18 protein-coding genes are annotated in these 13,885 nt (G+C 65.5%); 5 read left to right on the top strand and 13 right to left on the bottom strand.

Annotated features, from left to right (window positions below):
- Nucleotides 1–190 precede the first annotated feature (190 nt).
- A complete protein-coding gene (locus HL671_RS38005) occupies nucleotides 191–346 on the bottom strand; it encodes a hypothetical protein (RefSeq protein ID WP_012044332.1) in 156 nt (51 codons plus the stop codon).
- 13 nt (nucleotides 347–359) lie between these two features.
- Nucleotides 360–593 carry a DUF6894 family protein gene (locus HL671_RS16990; protein ID WP_012044331.1) on the bottom strand — a complete coding sequence of 78 codons (234 nt, stop codon included), beginning with the start codon at nucleotides 591–593 and terminating at the stop codon, nucleotides 360–362.
- Nucleotides 594–812: 219 nt separating this feature from the next.
- Here HL671_RS16990 and HL671_RS16985 point away from each other — a divergent pair, with 219 nt between their 5' ends.
- The 4 genes from HL671_RS16985 to HL671_RS16970 all read left to right on the top strand — a co-directional run bounded on the left by HL671_RS16985 (nucleotide 813) and on the right by HL671_RS16970 (nucleotide 3,449).
- On the top strand, nucleotides 813–995 hold the full coding sequence (locus tag HL671_RS16985; protein WP_012044330.1) for a hypothetical protein: 183 nt from the start codon (nucleotides 813–815) through the stop codon (nucleotides 993–995).
- A gap of 207 nt (nucleotides 996–1,202) precedes the next feature.
- Complete coding sequence (locus HL671_RS16980) at nucleotides 1,203–2,087, top strand: hypothetical protein (RefSeq protein WP_172237077.1); 885 nt, start codon at nucleotides 1,203–1,205, stop codon at nucleotides 2,085–2,087.
- Nucleotides 2,077–2,442: a cytochrome C gene (locus tag HL671_RS16975; RefSeq protein ID WP_172237076.1), complete on the top strand. Its 366-nt coding sequence runs from the start codon at nucleotides 2,077–2,079 to the stop codon at nucleotides 2,440–2,442. Before HL671_RS16980 ends, HL671_RS16975 begins: the two co-directional genes overlap by 11 nt.
- A 170-nt stretch (nucleotides 2,443–2,612) precedes the next feature.
- Nucleotides 2,613–3,449, top strand: a complete 837-nt coding sequence (locus HL671_RS16970; protein ID WP_172237075.1) for an HD domain-containing protein — start codon at nucleotides 2,613–2,615, stop codon at nucleotides 3,447–3,449.
- A 13-nt stretch (nucleotides 3,450–3,462) separates the two neighbouring features.
- Here the strand turns inward: HL671_RS16970 and HL671_RS16965 are convergent, their stop codons facing one another.
- From HL671_RS16965 to HL671_RS16940, 6 genes are all read right to left on the bottom strand, one after another.
- Nucleotides 3,463–4,137 (bottom strand): HAD family hydrolase, encoded by a 675-nt coding sequence (locus tag HL671_RS16965; RefSeq protein ID WP_172237130.1) that lies wholly within the window; start codon nucleotides 4,135–4,137, stop codon nucleotides 3,463–3,465.
- Between the two features lie 156 nt (nucleotides 4,138–4,293).
- Complete coding sequence (locus HL671_RS16960) at nucleotides 4,294–4,686, bottom strand: hypothetical protein (protein WP_012044324.1); 393 nt, start codon at nucleotides 4,684–4,686, stop codon at nucleotides 4,294–4,296.
- Nucleotides 4,687–4,809: 123 nt separating this feature from the next.
- Nucleotides 4,810–5,016, bottom strand: coding sequence for a hypothetical protein (locus tag HL671_RS16955; protein WP_012044323.1), 207 nt, complete (start codon nucleotides 5,014–5,016; stop codon nucleotides 4,810–4,812).
- 158 nt (nucleotides 5,017–5,174) lie between these two features.
- Nucleotides 5,175–5,924, bottom strand: a complete 750-nt coding sequence (locus tag HL671_RS16950; RefSeq protein ID WP_307769003.1) for a hypothetical protein — start codon at nucleotides 5,922–5,924, stop codon at nucleotides 5,175–5,177.
- Nucleotides 5,925–6,553: 629 nt separating this feature from the next.
- Nucleotides 6,554–8,632: a sensor histidine kinase gene (locus HL671_RS16945; protein WP_172237073.1), complete on the bottom strand. Its 2,079-nt coding sequence runs from the start codon at nucleotides 8,630–8,632 to the stop codon at nucleotides 6,554–6,556.
- A gap of 72 nt (nucleotides 8,633–8,704) precedes the next feature.
- A complete protein-coding gene (locus tag HL671_RS16940; RefSeq protein ID WP_012044320.1) occupies nucleotides 8,705–9,382 on the bottom strand; it encodes a Crp/Fnr family transcriptional regulator in 678 nt (225 codons plus the stop codon).
- A 422-nt stretch (nucleotides 9,383–9,804) separates the two neighbouring features.
- Here HL671_RS16940 and HL671_RS16935 point away from each other — a divergent pair, with 422 nt between their 5' ends.
- Nucleotides 9,805–11,880 carry a methyl-accepting chemotaxis protein gene (locus HL671_RS16935; RefSeq protein WP_172237072.1) on the top strand — a complete coding sequence of 692 codons (2,076 nt, stop codon included), beginning with the start codon at nucleotides 9,805–9,807 and terminating at the stop codon, nucleotides 11,878–11,880.
- A gap of 40 nt (nucleotides 11,881–11,920) precedes the next feature.
- Here HL671_RS16935 and HL671_RS38790 read toward each other — a convergent pair whose 3' ends face one another.
- From HL671_RS38790 to HL671_RS16910, 5 genes are all read right to left on the bottom strand, one after another.
- Nucleotides 11,921–12,118, bottom strand: a complete 198-nt coding sequence (locus tag HL671_RS38790) for a DUF4142 domain-containing protein (RefSeq protein ID WP_374050109.1) — start codon at nucleotides 12,116–12,118, stop codon at nucleotides 11,921–11,923.
- A gap of 15 nt (nucleotides 12,119–12,133) precedes the next feature.
- The gene (locus HL671_RS16925) at nucleotides 12,134–12,928 is read right to left on the bottom strand and encodes a DUF72 domain-containing protein (RefSeq protein WP_172237071.1); all 795 of its coding nucleotides are present in this window, start codon (nucleotides 12,926–12,928) and stop codon (nucleotides 12,134–12,136) included.
- A gap of 120 nt (nucleotides 12,929–13,048) precedes the next feature.
- Nucleotides 13,049–13,255 carry a hypothetical protein gene (locus tag HL671_RS16920; protein ID WP_012044317.1) on the bottom strand — a complete coding sequence of 69 codons (207 nt, stop codon included), beginning with the start codon at nucleotides 13,253–13,255 and terminating at the stop codon, nucleotides 13,049–13,051.
- Between the two features lie 123 nt (nucleotides 13,256–13,378).
- Entirely contained in the window at nucleotides 13,379–13,576 is a 198-nt protein-coding gene (locus tag HL671_RS16915; protein WP_012044316.1) for a hypothetical protein, read from the bottom strand.
- A gap of 33 nt (nucleotides 13,577–13,609) precedes the next feature.
- Entirely contained in the window at nucleotides 13,610–13,876 is a 267-nt protein-coding gene (locus HL671_RS16910; RefSeq protein WP_172237022.1) for a hypothetical protein, read from the bottom strand.
- Nucleotides 13,877–13,885: the final 9 nt, after the last annotated feature.

Raw genomic sequence — 13,885 nt, 5'->3', positions numbered from 1 at the left:
ATGTGGCGAGAAGAATGCGGCTGGGATCCACGATGGCGATCGCCAGGCATGCGTGTCATTGGCGCATCGCGCCCTGCGGCTTCAGCTGCGCAGGATCCGGCCGGATGGACGCCGGCTTTTCGAAAGCATCATTCGTCAGGGAAGGGACAAGATCATGGTGCGCAGTTCTGGAGCGCATCCTGTTCTACGTCTATGCCACGCTTCTGGCACCATGCTTGGCGCGCCATTTCGGCCCGGGGCCGCGCATGTAGTGGCGTTCGGGCCGGTAGGGGTCGCCGATCAGCGCGAGCAGAGTCTTCCACCGATCGCGCAGTGCAGCCAGACGACGGGGTCCACGGAACAACATCTGAGCCTCGAACTCAATGCATGCGACCAAGAATGGACGAGAACGGGACGGCGAAGATCTCTTCGTCGAGGTCATCTGCGACATGCAGAACCCAGTCCCGCCAGTCCTCCTCGCTCTCGGCTGAAATCAGTGCGTTCATCACGCGGGTCGCGTGATCGCGGGCCTCAGCAAGATCGAGAACCGCGGTTCCGCGCCGATCGATGAGGATCTCATCGTCATTGGAGCAGTGAAAGAAGACCTGCGTCATGTCTGGCTCCTCAGCCACCATCGCCGAATCTTGCTGAGAGTTAGCAGCGGAGAGCTGCACACGGAATTACGATTGAGCACGTAAGGTAAATTACGGGCGCAGTGTTGCCTTTTGGAACCGCTTCTGCGGTGACCAGAGTCACACAAGGCGGCCTCCGAAGGAACCTTAGGCTCGCATTGCGGTTAATGCGGGATTCCAGTGCGACAGGAGCTCCGCATGATGTCCGAAACTCAGATTCATGCGATCGCCCGGCAGATGCTCGAGATGCACGGTGCGGCCGCGATTGCGCAGGCCGCGCAAAAGGCGCTGTCCTGCGAAAATGGGGGCGATCCCGAAGAGGCGCGCGAGTGGCGCCACATCGCCGATGCGATGAAGATGATGCGCGGCCCGCATCAGAGCTGATAAGGCTTTGCTAACCCTGAGGGGGACCGGATCCGGCCAGCGTGTCCGCTGTCGGCGCTGGTCGAGCGCGCGACGCGAGCCATCTCATCCTGGTTTCCGACCCAATTTCCCCGCATGACTCCGCCAACATGATTCGGCCGTCGATTCGCCGCGGCGGCCGAGGCGTCGGCGCGCTTTTCGCCTCAAGATTGTCCAAGGATTGTCGCCATGGTCTTTTTCAAGCGTGAGCTCAGCCCCGTCGAGATCTTCGAGCGCGCCTTGAGGGACAAACAGGCCACGCGACAGAGGCTGACGGAGCGGCTGCGCAGCGCCGAACAGGCGCTGGAAGAAAAGCGCGTGGCCGCCGAGCGGCTCGCAAAGGCCGGTGCGAGCAACGGCCAACTCGATCGCGCCGAGGCCAAGATGCAGTCGGTCGAACTCAAGGCCAAGACATTGCGGGCCGCCGTCGCGGAATGCGACGAGCAGATCATTCTCGCCGAGCGCGGTCTGTCGGAGGCGGTGGCCCAGCGCGACCGCGACCGCGCCGCCAATGAGATCGAGGCGGTGGCCGCCGCAATCGAGCAGGCGGTGCCGCGGTTCGAAATCGGAGCGGCAGCGCTGGTGGATGCCGTCACGCGCGGCCGTGCGGTGTTGAACGAGGCCAGCCGCTTCGCCGCCGATGTCGACGATATCCGGCGCGAGGTGCTCTCGGCCGCCGAGCTGATCTGCTGGGAACTACGCACGGCGGCCTCGCGCACGCGGGCCGGCAACATCAATGTCGCGCTGCTGGCGCCACCGGAGGCCGCGCAGCTGCCGCCGCCGGAGACGGACCGGCAGATGATCTACACACTCAATCCGCTGACATGGCGCGAGGGGGAGGAGGTGAAGCGTGTCGCCGCCTTCACCATGACCGCGCTCCCCAAGGCGCTGTTGCCGTCGGCGCTGGCGCATCAGCATGTCGACTATCTGAATGCGCGTCGGGTGCAGACGCTGATGCATGTTCATGGCAGCGGACAGCAGCAGAGCGAGCCGATGCCGGATGATCCGGCGCTGATTGACCTCGATGCGCTCGGCATGCAGGCCGAGGAATCGCCGCAAGCAGATGTGGCCTGAGTCCGGCAGCTTGCGGCTGGCGTTGGCGGCGGCGCTGCTGCTGATTGGCATCAGCGGGGCGCGCGCCGAAAACCTCGATGCCGGAAAGTCCGCGCCGCGCCTGTTTGCGGACGGTTGCGCCAGCTGCCACCGCTCGGCACGCGGCCTCGCCAAGGGGCGTTTCCGCCTGACGCTCTATCTGTTCCTGCAGAAGCATTACACGACCAGCTCGGACCAGGCGGCGGCGCTGAGTGCCTACCTGCTGTCGGTCGATGAGGCCCCCGGTCACCGGCCCGCGCGCGTCGCCAAGCCTCGCAATCCCGGCCGTCGCGAGGGGCGGCCGCCCCGTCCGCCGTTGCCGGTCCGGGGCCGCTAGCCGCCCGAACGTCCGCAGTTTTCCGGGCAACGCGATCCGGGTATGGCCGACATCTGCAACCTGGGCTATGCTGAACGGGCCAAAACCGGCCAAACGATACGCAAGCGAATACGGATGACACTCACGCCTCCCATCCTGGTGCACGGACCGGCCGAGGCGGGGCGGCAGCGATGATGACCTTACCGGAGCTCGCGGCAGCGGCGCTGGAGCAGTTCCTCAGCTCTTACATGCGTCGCCGTTTCGGATCCTCTCAGACCCAGCTGTCCGAATTCCTTCCGGCTGCGGCCCGAATTGCGCTGGAATGCATCGGCAACAGCGATGCGCTCTATCACAACGTCGAGCACACGCTCCTGGTCACGCTGGCGGGACACGAGATCCTGCGCGGCCGCGCGCTGCACAGCCACATGACGGCCGACGACTACGTTCACGTGATCATGGCATGCCTGCTGCACGACATTGGCTATGTGCGCGGTCTGTTTCGCGAGGACGATGCGGATGGGTTTGTGGTCGATCCGGCGGGCCGCAAGATCTGCCTGCCGCGCGGTTCCTCGGATGCCAGCCTGATGTCCTATCATGTCGACCGCTCGAAGCTCTACGTGATCAACCGCATCGAGGGCATGGCGCCGCTCGACAAGGATCGCATCGCCCGCGCCATCGAAGGCACGCGCTTTCCGCCACTCGCCGGCCAGCAATTCGACGAGGAGCAGTCGATCGTCCGCGCCGCAGATCTCATCGGGCAGCTCGGCGATCCGAACTACATCCGCAAGGCCAATGCGCTGTACCACGAGTTCGAGGAGGTCGGCATCAACCGCCAGCTCGGCTATGATTCGCCGGCCGACATCGTCCATCGCTACCCGCAGTTCTATTGGAACAGCGTCGCGCCGCACATCCAGACCGAAATCCGCTATCTCAACATGACGTCCACTGGCCGGCAGTGGATCGCCAATCTCTATGCCAATGTGTTTCGCGCCGAGCGCGACATCTCGCTGTCGGGGCCACAGACCTGAGCAGGCGTCGCGGCTAGCGCCGGCCGCCGACCTCGTCGATATGGCCGAGCAGGTCGGCCGGATCTTCATAAACGCGAATGGCTCCGGACTGGCGCAGCTCTTCAGAGCCATAACCGCCGCTCAACAGGCCGACGCCGAGCGCGCGGCAGCGCGTCGCTGCCAGCATGTCCCAGATACTGTCGCCGACGACGATTGTGCGCTCGATCGGCACATCAAGACGGGCAGCCGCGGCGAGGAACAGGTCGGGGTCGGGTTTGGCGTAGCGGACCTCGTCGCGCGTCACCACCGGGCTCGCTTTGGGGTCGACGCCGAGCGCTGCGAGGTTGACGGCGGCGGTTTCCATGCGTCCGCTGGTGGCGATCGCCCAGGGGATGCCCGCATCGGTCAGGAAGCCGAGCAGATCGCGCGCGCCGGGCAGGGGACGCACCTGCCGTCCCAGCGCTTGATAGGCAGCCGCGTGCGCGCGCCGGAGGCGCTCGATCCGCTCCGGTTCCATTGCAAAGCCGGTCTCGCGCAGCAGCTGGTTGGTGAACAGGCCACCGCTCATGCCGATCTTGCGATGGATGCGCCAGACCGAGAGTTCGATGTTCTCGGCATCGAGCGCGCTCTTCCAGGCCAGCACATGCTGATAGACGCTATCGACGAGCGTGCCGTCGAGGTCGAAGAGAAAGCCGGTTTCAATGTGCATGGGTCGACCTCCGCGCCGGGCTGATGCAAGCGTCACGATTGCAACGCCAAGCGCTGGCGGCCATTCGGGTTCCAGCCCGGCCTCATTCAGCGTGCGCGCCCGGCCCAGAGGGCCGGAGACGCGCCGCGTGTCCTCGTCGGCATTGGTCGCCGTCAATCAGCCCTTGGTGCGGATGAAGCCGGCCAGGGTCTTCTTGTGCTCCTCGCACCAATTCGTCATGCCCAGGCGGCGCTGATCCATGTCGATGGCCTGTGTGGCGATGGCCACCTCGGCCATCACGTCGTCATCCTGCTTCTGGCCCATCTTACCGCCGGTATGCATATAGGCGATGGCGTTGCGGACCTTTTCGGTCGTCCCATCGGGCATGTGCATCTCCTGCGCCTTCTGGACCAGGTCCTGATAAACGACGTCAATGCCCGGGCATTCGATCTTGGTTGCAAACGCTTCCAGCACCATCATGGTGTACATTTGGCGCGGCTCGGCGCTCGCTGACGCCGCGCCCATCAACAGCGCCGCAATGGCCAAGGTGTAACGCAGACCGTGTCGCATCGTCTCGGATCCTCCCGTTTGTTTCCCGGGAGGCTAGCGGCTGGGCGCGACGGCGGCAATGATGAGCGCAGTGCAGCATTCGCGATTTGATCTCGCGATTCGGCCGCGGCCGGCGCCGCCCTGCTATTTGCCGAGGCGGCGCTCCTGCTCCTTGAGCAGCAATTCCAGCTCGTCGCTCTGTTGCGCCAGTCGCTCCGCGTTGCGCTCCTCGTCCGCGGCCCCTGAGCGCGCTGCCGCCTGCTCGGTGATCTGGCGGATGTTGTCGCGCAGGATCGCGATGCGATCTGCGAGTTCAGACGTGGACAGGATGGTCGGATCGGTCAGGCTCATGAATCCCTCGCCAATGGTGCTTGTGCGTCGCTTGCTGGCTTCGGATCGCACATTCCCGCGCCTCTCAGCGCGGTTCCATAGCTCGGAAAGCGCCAGCGCGACAAGCCTGACGAGATGTCAGCCGGTCATTCCACTTTTGAGACGCGGCTTGAGTTCCATCAGCGGACCGGCATGGGCGGACGCACCACCGGCTGATCGGGATCGGTGGTCCCCTGCGGCGGCGGTGCCGATTGCAGGGCCATCGGCGCGGGCGGCGGGGGGACCGCAGCGGTCGCGGGGCGCGGACGGTGCGGAACGGCAGCGGCGCCTGGCGGCGGCGCCACGGCGGCCGTGGCGGGCCGCGGTGCGGGCCGGGGCCGCAGCGTCTGCTCGATGGCGCGCGGGTCGAACGCCCGCGCTTCCGCGGTCCGCTCGGTCGGCTTGGCCTCGGCCGCGCGCGCCACGTCCCGCGCCACCTGGTCCTGGCCGGCCTTCAGCTGCGCGATTCCGGCCTTGAGCTCGTTGACCTGCTGGCTGAGAGCGGCGATGTCGCGGGCCATCGATTGGAGCATCTGAACCTGCTCCGATGTGACCGTCGCGGCGGCGGCATTCGCCGCCGGCTCCTGCGCCTGCGGCGCAGCACTGGCCGTCGCCGTCGTGGTCTCGTGCGACAGCGGTGCGGCCGCAGGAGCCGACCCGTCACGGTCTGCATTCGACATCAGCGAGATGCGCGGCATCCAGTGTGCAACCAGCTCCTGGGCCTGATCTCCATAGGTCTGCCACGCGGCCGCGGCCACGGCGCTGCAGACGCCAAACAGCACCACAAGGACCGTGCGCACCAGCCAGGTTCCGACGCTGCTGCGCCCGCCGGAGGACGCCGCCTCCGGCGCAGCCGGTCGCGATTCGGGATCGATCTTGGGCGGGGACATCTCTGCGGCTCGCGGCGGCGGCCGGCGGTCCGGCTCTGCGGTGACACGATCTGCGCGCGCTGCCAGTACGATCTCAGGGTCGATCACAGCATGGGGCTGCGCATCGCCGTCTTTCGTGGTCGTCGTTGCAAGCATTGACGCTCCGTCCTCCGTTATCGTCCGCTCCGACGGCGGGGCTCAGCTCCATGCCTTTGTGAGGCGACGCGCGACCGCGCAGGCCGCATCCAGCATGGAACTTGAAAACCGGTTATCATCGTACTCATGCACCGCGTACTCCTGCATCGTGCATGCGCACGGCAGTCACGCATCACCCAGAGTAGGACCCGGCACGAGATTCGAGCCAAAAAACTGGGCTCAAGACCCCGGCTGGCACTTGCGCCGCGCGCTCGGAGCGCGCCATTGCGTTCCCTCATTCCCGCGGTCGGCGAGTTCCGATATCTTATCGCACGTTCCCAATCTATCCGCCCAAACCAAGGCGAAGGCATGACGCTTGCGGGACCCGCGGGACTATCCCTGCGACCGCCCCTGCAGCTTACTCCTAATGAGCGCCCAAGGCTATGCGGATGGTATTTCCGGCCGTTGAAGATCGTTCTGGCCGGCCATTCCTGCCCCGCTATCTGTATCGGACGTCAACGCTTGAGGATGTCCCGCGCCGGCAGCCGGATCTCGCAACGCAGGCCGCTCGGCTCGAATCGCCTGGTCACGCGAGCCCCGACGTCATAGGGCAGCATCTGTTCGAGCAGGACCGTTCCAAAGCCCTGGCGATGCGCGGCGATCGGGTGGCCCGACATGCCGGTCTCGCTCCAGTCGAGCACGATCCAGCCGCTGTCCTCGCTGCCGTCGAGCCGCCATCCGATGCTGATGAAGCCGCGCGGCTTGGTCAGGGCGCCGAATTTCAGCGCGTTGGTCACGAGCTCATGCACGGCAAGGCCGATGCTTTCGGCAGCCTTGGCCCTGATTCGCAAGGGCGGGCCGGCCAGCGAAAACTGCTCGTCTTCACGCGCTGCGCCGGCGCGCAGCTCGTCGGCGATCAGTTGAGCGAGGTCGAAACCTGCAAACGGATCGCGGGTGATGGCGCTCTGAACGCGCGAGAGCGCCGTGATGCGGCCCTCGAGATGGCTGGCAAAATCCTCGATGCTGTCGCTGCTGTCGCCGGTGCGCCGGATGATCGAGCGGATCACCGCCAGCGTGTTGCGAACCCGATGCTGCAGCTCCGCCAGCAGCAATTTCTGGTGCTCGGTCGCTGACACGAGCGCGGTGATGTCCTGGCTAATGCCGCCGATTCGCTGCACCCGCCCGGTCTCGTCGATCATCGGAAAGCTGCGGATGCGGAGCCAGCGCAGGCTGCCATCGCTGCGCCTGATGATGCGAAAATCGAAGCTGTCGCGCTCGCCCTGGCGGGCGCGGGCGAGCCCCTCGAGGACGCGCGGTCGGTCCTCCGGCAGCATCAGCTCGGTCCACGCCGCGAGATGGTCGCCTTGCAGCACGGCTTCGCGCGGCAGGCCATACATCGTCTCGAACGCGGGACTGAGATATTCCCAGCGCATGGTCGCGGCATCGCGGATCCACACCACATCGGACGACGCCGCGCCGAACTGGCGGAAGCGCGCCTCGCTCTCGCGCAGCGCGGCCTCGGTGCGCTTGCGATCGTCGATATTCATCGCCAACTCGACCAGGGTACCGTCGCCGAGGTCGCGGCCCGCGAACATCATCCAGGTGCGTTCGCCGTTCTTGCGGAAATATTCCTTCTCGTAGGGACCGATCCGGCCGGTCCGCTGCAGAAGATCGATCTGGGTCGCGGAGCTGTCCTGCCATTCCGGTGGCGTCATGCTCTGCCAGGTCAGCCGTCCGCCGCGCACCTCCTCGCGCGAATAGCCGGTCATGGCGAGAAAGGCGTCATTGGCGTCGATCAGCCTGCCCTCGGCATGATCGAAGAACAGCACGCCGACCGAGTCGATCTCCTGCAGCCGCTGCAGCCGGTGCGCGCTGGAGACGATGTGCTCCGCCGGCCCGTGCTGCTCAGCCAGGTCCGCATCACGACCCTGTCTTGCGTCGGCGCAGCTCAGCTGCGTGGCCAGATCGGGATCGGATTGCATCAAGCTCAGCACGTCCGGGTCCAGCGCGATGTCGGGGTGGGCGTCGGCCCAGAAATGTGCCATGCGCAGATAGGTGAGAAAGGCGGCAAGCAGTTCCAGCCTGCGATCGCCCAGCGCCTGTCCGAGCGCGAGCCGCGCCCGCCCGGCCAGTTCGGTCTGCAGCAACAGCGCCCCGGCGGCATCGAAGAGATCAGCCTCTGCCGCGCTGAAGGGGGCCGGAAGCTCCGGCAGCTCGCGCACCGTCCCCATCCGCTCCAGCGCGGCTGCGACGCGACCCGAATCTACAATGGGACGCATGAGCAACTGGCGGGCGCGGTCGACCGTCTCCGGCCGGACCGTGGGATCGCCGCCGGGATGACCCAGCCCGACCAGAAAGCCGAAATGGCGGGCCACGCAATAGCGGGCGCAGCCGAGGCGCGACAGGTGGACGGCGAGACGTTCCTTGAACAGCGCCGGCAATGGCGCGTCGAGATAGGCGCTTTTCGCGAATTGCCACAGCGTGCGGGCGGTCTCCGGCGCCGATGGCCGGGGACGGAATAAATTGGGCATCAGGCCAAGGCGCTGGACCACCTCCTGTTCAAACGCCAAGTCACCGTCACGCTGCTCAACCATTGCCGCTTCCCCGGCCGTGCGCCCGAGTTGGCCAGCATAGCGCAATCCGCGCGCGCGACCACAGACGGCGCCTCACTCATTGGCGTCGAGCTGACGTCCTTCGCGGTCCAAATGCAAGTAATTGGCATTGAACAGGCCGGCGCTCATCAGGCGCTCGAGATCCGGCAATACCAGCATCTTGCCCTTGAGCACGATCAGATTGTTGGCACGCAGCTCCTGGAGCGTTCGATTGACATGGACCTTCGAGAGCCCGGTGGCTTCGGCGAGATCGGCCTGGGTCAGAGGGAAGCTGCAGCTGTTGTCCTCGGCGAGGCCAGCGAGCCGCAGCCGGAAGAACAGTTCACACAGCAGATGCGCCATGCGCTCCGACGCGGTCCGCTGTCCGAGGTTCATGGTCCATTCGCGTTGGATCGCCGCGTTGACAAGGGTCTCCCACCAGAAGGCGGTCGCGACGCGCGGATACCCCGTGCTGATCTCGTCGAAGAACTCGCGCGACAGGTCGGCGATCGAGACCGGGGTGATGGTGCCGATCGAATGGTCCATCTCGCGCAGAATGAAGATGTTGAGGTCGCAGATGTCGCCCGGCAGGAAGAACGATACGATCTGGCGGCGACCGTCCTCGAGCTGCTTGTAGCGGCAGGCCCAGCCGTTCAGGATCAGGTGGACGTCCTTCGGTTTCTCGCCTTCTCGCGCAATGTCCGTGCGCGGCGCAAACGTCCTGACACGCTGCGCGGCCGCGCGATTGAGCATCAGGCGGTCCGCTGCAGAGAGGCGGACGAAATTCTCAAGTTTGCGAACCAAGTGGCTCAATATCGGTTCCCCCGTGTCGCCAATAGGGGTTCCAGGCGGTGCGCATTCAATAACTTATGTTAGTATGGTACCTCATTAGTCACTGGAGCGCCATGGCTGCGCCGGTTCCAATTCAGACACTTCTGCAAACTCCATGACAATCGGTTCCATCGCCCCAGGCATCTGCCGCGCTGCGGCGGCACCGAGGGCGAAGGCGGTCTGATCGCACGATCGGATCACCAATGGCGCAAGCCGGACGACCGTAATCCTACGGGTGTCCGTGCTGCGTGTGATGCGGTGCCTAACGGCAGGGCCGGGTCGATTAAGCCAGCCTTAGGAGCGCGCTGCCTAGGTTGAACCGATCAATCAAATCAGGGTGCATCATGCGGGTCGGTCAGCTGTTCACTGTCTCGATGCTCTCGGTCGCGGGCCTCGCCTGCGTGCTCGGGGGCGAGATCGTCGTGTCTGAGTATCGCGCTTATGCGAGCAAGACCGAGGCGATCCGGTCGGTGGACGCCTTCGGGGCCGTGCTGCTGACCGGGCAGGCGATTGCCGGGTTCCGCACGCCCTATGCCACCACGCTGTTCCAGGAGTCCGTTGCCAATCCGGCGCAACTCGAAGCGATCGCCAGATCCGGGCAGCAGGCCGATGCGGCCTTTGCGAAAGCCCGCAACGCGATCGAGGCGATCTCCGATAGCCAGCCGATCATCGATGGATTGGCAAAGGGGATGGCCAGGCTCAACGACGTCCGCAGCATCGTCGATCGCGCCGTTCAGGTGCCGTTGAGCTCGCGCGATCAGAACGCGACCCGCGGCGCGCTGCCGGGCATCTCCGACAGCCTGAAGATGATGGAGCCGCTCTTGAACCGGCTGGAAAGCCGGGTGGCGGCGGCGGATCCTTCGCTGACGCCGCTGCTGAGCATGGCGCGCACGGCCCAGGATCTGCGGCTCACCGCTGGCGGGCGCGCCGCGATGCTATCGCCGGTGCTCGGAGCGAAGCGACCGCTGACCGCCGCCGAAATCTCGGCCATGGACCGCGCGCAGGGCCGCGTCGAAGCGAACCGCGAACGCATCGAGTCCAGCATCGATCAGGTCGGCAATCCTCCCGCAGTCGTGCAGATCATGAGCGAGGCGGTCGATGCCTATTTCGGCAAGTCCGCACCGCTGATCGAGAAGGAGGTCGCAGCCTCGCGCAGCAACGGCAATTATTCTTTGACGCCCGACGAACTGGGCAATCTGGTGGTTCCGGCGATCCTCAAATTTCTGGCCGTTCGCGACAAGGCGCTGGCCGAGGCACGCGACCGCGCCGAAGCCGAGCGCGACGACGCGCAGCTGAAGCTGGTGTTGGCAAGCGCTGCCGTGCTGGCGCTGCTCGGCATGCTCGCCGTCGTGACCTTCATGCTGCGCCGTCGCGTGATCGCGCCGCTGGCGGCATTGACCGGCGTCGTCGGCGATCTCGCCGCCGGCCGCGATGACGTCATTATTCCCGCCAATGATCGCCAGGACGAGATCGGCACGCTGGCCGGTTCGCTCCAGGTCTTCAAGGATGCGCTGCTGGCCAAGAAGGCCGCCGATCGGGCAGCCGCCGCCGAGGCGGAAGCCAAGATCCAGCGCGGCCAGCGGGTCGACGTCATCACGCGCGAATTCGAAGCGATCATCAGCGAGATCGTGGAGGTCGTGTCGTCGGCGTCGACGGCGCTCGAGAGTTCGGCCGGTACGCTGACCGCGACAGCCGAACAGTCGGAGCGGCTCGCCACCACCGTCGCCGCTGCGTCGGAAGAAGCATCCACCAACGTCGGGTCGGTGGCATCAGCCACGGAGGAGATGTCGTCCTCCGTCACCGAGATCAGCCGGCAGGTGCAGGATTCCGCACGTGTCGCTAACGAGGCGGTGCAGCAGGCGCAGCGCACCAACGACCGGGTCGGCGAACTCGCCAAGGCCGCCAGCCGCATCGGCGATGTCGTGGAGCTGATCAATTCGATTGCGGGCCAGACCAATCTCCTGGCGCTGAACGCCACGATCGAAGCGGCGCGCGCCGGCGAAGCCGGTCGCGGCTTCGCCGTGGTGGCGTCCGAGGTCAAGGCGCTGGCCGAGCAGACCGCAAAGGCCACCGACGAGATCAGCCAGCAGATCAACGGCATTCAGGCGGCGACGCAGGAGTCCGTGACCGCGATCAAGGACATCGGACAGACCATCGAGAAGATGTCCGAGATCGCCTCGACGATTGCTTCGGCTGTGGAAGAGCAGGGCGCCGCCACCCAGGAAATCTCGCGCAGCATTCAGCAGGCCGCGCATGGCACCCAGCAGGTGTCCGCCAACATCACCGATGTGCAGCGCGGCGCAAGTGCGACCGGTCAGGCGTCGGCGCAGGTCCTGAACGCCGCCCAATCACTCGCCGGTGAAAGCAGCCGTTTGAAGCGCGAGGTGACCCGATTCCTCGGGTCGGTTCGTGCAGCCTGAGACGCGCCCGGCGCGTCAGGGCGCGCTCCTCATCCGTGTCTCACTTCCCTTGGCGGGGTTCTGCGTCATGTCGCGCCGTCGAGCGCCGTGGGACGCTACATCTTGATCTTGTCGGCTCCACCACGCGTTTGAGCTCGCTCGAGGTCTTGGTGTGCTCTTTCATCGTCTGGGCGGCGAAGCTCTTTTCCTGCGCGTTGCCTTTTTCCTCACCCAGCCGGTTGGACTGGAGCTCGAACATGTCGCTGATCGGGAACTAAACCGAAGGCTGGGCACGAGGTTCCGCGGAGGACCGCCGCCCCAGCCGCGGTGAACGGCTGCGGCGACGTTCGAGCAACGCGCGCAGGCGCAACGCATCGGCGGGCGCCGCGCTTTTCTGATCGTTGTCGAAGTAGACGTAGACGTCGATCCCGTGTGCGGACCATCCACGGAGTCGCCGGGCCCAGTCTTCGAGCGTGGCAGCAGGATAGTTGTCGCGGTACTGGCCGCCCGGTCCATGGCCCCGCACGTAGACAAAATCAGCGGTCCGTCGCCACGGCGCCGGCGCGTCGTGATGGTCTGACAGACACAGCGAAATATTGGCATCTCTCAGCAGGCGCAGGATCGTTGACGTATACCAGCTCGGGTGACGGAACTCGAAGCTGTAGCGGCGATGCCGGGGCAGCAGCGCCAGGAATCCGGCGAGCCTGTCGACATCCAGCTGGAATTGCGGCGGCAGCTGAAACAGCACGGGGCCGGCCTTATCGCCGAGCAACGCCAGCCGGCTTTCCATCAGCTCCAGGCTGTTGACCGAGCGCGCCGACAGACGCTTCCAATGGGTGATGAACTTGGACGCCTTCCAGGCGAAGACGAAGTCCGGACCTGTCTGATCGTGCCAGCTGCGGACAGCAGCTTCAGTCGGTGTTCGATAGAACACACCGTTCAACTCGGTGGTCTCGAATTGGCTGGCGTAATAGGGCAGCTCATGGCGGATCAGCAGACCGGACGGAAAGAAGGCGCCGCGCCAGGATGCGTAGTGCCACCCAGATGTGCCGACCACGATCCGCGCCATCCTCACCTCGCCGGGCAAGTTCTCCCACTCATAAGCCTGCGGGCGGGACTGGGTTCCTGGATCGGGGGACAGAATACGTGGCCAGCGGTGCGGCCAGGCGGCGGGACGTCCAGGTAAATTCTAGCGATCTGCAGGCTGCAGGCGCGGAGCGCTCAACAGCTCATTGATGTGCGCCGCCGTTTCGGCCTGCAGCGCCTTCTTCAACAGCGAATCCCGCTCCTGTCCGGCCGGAAGCAATTTCGCAGCATCACGCGCCGCGGTGGCGGCCTGCTGCAGGCGCTCGGCAAATGGAATTGTTTGTTTGCGCCGGTTTCTCTTGAGGGGCATGGGCGAACTCCTGTTTCACTGAACAGGAGTCTGTGACTCTGTCCGGCCGGTGTCGCTAACACACGTTAGCGTGCAATTCACGATGAGCGGAAGGCGAGGGAACCGTCTTGCGGCCTGCGATGGTTAGTTGTTCGACCGTTCCGGATCGTTGCCTGGGACGCTGAGATGCACCTCATGTCCTTGTTTGAGCGCCAGGGTGGCCGCTGCGGCCGCCGACTCGAATGCCGCTTCCCGGGTGGCGAAGTCGCCATGCGTGTTGCCGTCGTGCAGCACGCTCCAATGATCGCCGACCGCGACCACGGCGTATTGAGCTAGTCCCATTGTCTCCTCCATCGCTGTCGGAACTCCAACAGATCAACTGCCCGACGCGGTAACGCGCCAGACGGTGTTGCCGACGTCGTCGGCGATGAGCAGCGCGCCGGTCTTGTCGACGGCTACGCCGACCGGCCGCAACCGTCCGGCGCGCGTCGCGGCGTAAGCGAGAATGAGACCGAGGATGACGATGCCGAGGCCCCAGCCCCAAAAGCTTGCCGCTCCGCCGTGCATGTCGTTCGCCTCCGCTGCGGTCGAACCCGGCAGCGTCGCGCCACCGAGCGGACCATCAACGAGAGCGAGTTGCATTCCGTTCCA

It is taken from the genome of Bradyrhizobium denitrificans, assembly GCF_013179005.1.
In the GTDB taxonomy this organism is placed as follows: domain Bacteria; phylum Pseudomonadota; class Alphaproteobacteria; order Rhizobiales; family Xanthobacteraceae; genus Bradyrhizobium; species Bradyrhizobium denitrificans.
Note: the sequence above shows the minus strand (reverse complement) of the source record. Positions and strands in the feature narration are given on the sequence as shown.

Excerpts from the sequence above, each read along its gene's own strand:
- HL671_RS38790 (WP_374050109.1), bottom strand. The coding sequence starts at position 12,118 with ATGTTCGAGCTCCAGTCCAACCGGCTGGGTGAGGAAAAAGGCAACGCG.
- HL671_RS16935 (WP_172237072.1), top strand. The coding sequence starts at position 9,805 with ATGCGGGTCGGTCAGCTGTTCACTGTCTCGATGCTCTCGGTCGCGGGC.
- HL671_RS16910 (WP_172237022.1), bottom strand. The coding sequence starts at position 13,876 with ATGCAACTCGCTCTCGTTGATGGTCCGCTCGGTGGCGCGACGCTGCCG.
- HL671_RS16950 (WP_307769003.1), bottom strand. The coding sequence starts at position 5,924 with ATGTCCCCGCCCAAGATCGATCCCGAATCGCGACCGGCTGCGCCGGAG.
- HL671_RS16955 (WP_012044323.1), bottom strand. The coding sequence starts at position 5,016 with ATGAGCCTGACCGATCCGACCATCCTGTCCACGTCTGAACTCGCAGAT.
- HL671_RS16980 (WP_172237077.1), top strand. The coding sequence starts at position 1,203 with ATGGTCTTTTTCAAGCGTGAGCTCAGCCCCGTCGAGATCTTCGAGCGC.
- HL671_RS16990 (WP_012044331.1), bottom strand. The coding sequence starts at position 593 with ATGACGCAGGTCTTCTTTCACTGCTCCAATGACGATGAGATCCTCATC.
- HL671_RS16945 (WP_172237073.1), bottom strand. The coding sequence starts at position 8,632 with ATGGTTGAGCAGCGTGACGGTGACTTGGCGTTTGAACAGGAGGTGGTC.
- HL671_RS16960 (WP_012044324.1), bottom strand. The coding sequence starts at position 4,686 with ATGCGACACGGTCTGCGTTACACCTTGGCCATTGCGGCGCTGTTGATG.
- HL671_RS16915 (WP_012044316.1), bottom strand. The coding sequence starts at position 13,576 with ATGGGACTAGCTCAATACGCCGTGGTCGCGGTCGGCGATCATTGGAGC.
- HL671_RS16925 (WP_172237071.1), bottom strand. The coding sequence starts at position 12,928 with ATGGCGCGGATCGTGGTCGGCACATCTGGGTGGCACTACGCATCCTGG.
- HL671_RS16970 (WP_172237075.1), top strand. The coding sequence starts at position 2,613 with ATGATGACCTTACCGGAGCTCGCGGCAGCGGCGCTGGAGCAGTTCCTC.
- HL671_RS16975 (WP_172237076.1), top strand. The coding sequence starts at position 2,077 with ATGTGGCCTGAGTCCGGCAGCTTGCGGCTGGCGTTGGCGGCGGCGCTG.
- HL671_RS38005 (WP_012044332.1), bottom strand. The coding sequence starts at position 346 with ATGTTGTTCCGTGGACCCCGTCGTCTGGCTGCACTGCGCGATCGGTGG.
- HL671_RS16940 (WP_012044320.1), bottom strand. The coding sequence starts at position 9,382 with ATGCTCAATCGCGCGGCCGCGCAGCGTGTCAGGACGTTTGCGCCGCGC.
- HL671_RS16965 (WP_172237130.1), bottom strand. The coding sequence starts at position 4,137 with ATGCACATTGAAACCGGCTTTCTCTTCGACCTCGACGGCACGCTCGTC.
- HL671_RS16920 (WP_012044317.1), bottom strand. The coding sequence starts at position 13,255 with ATGCCCCTCAAGAGAAACCGGCGCAAACAAACAATTCCATTTGCCGAG.
- HL671_RS16985 (WP_012044330.1), top strand. The coding sequence starts at position 813 with ATGTCCGAAACTCAGATTCATGCGATCGCCCGGCAGATGCTCGAGATG.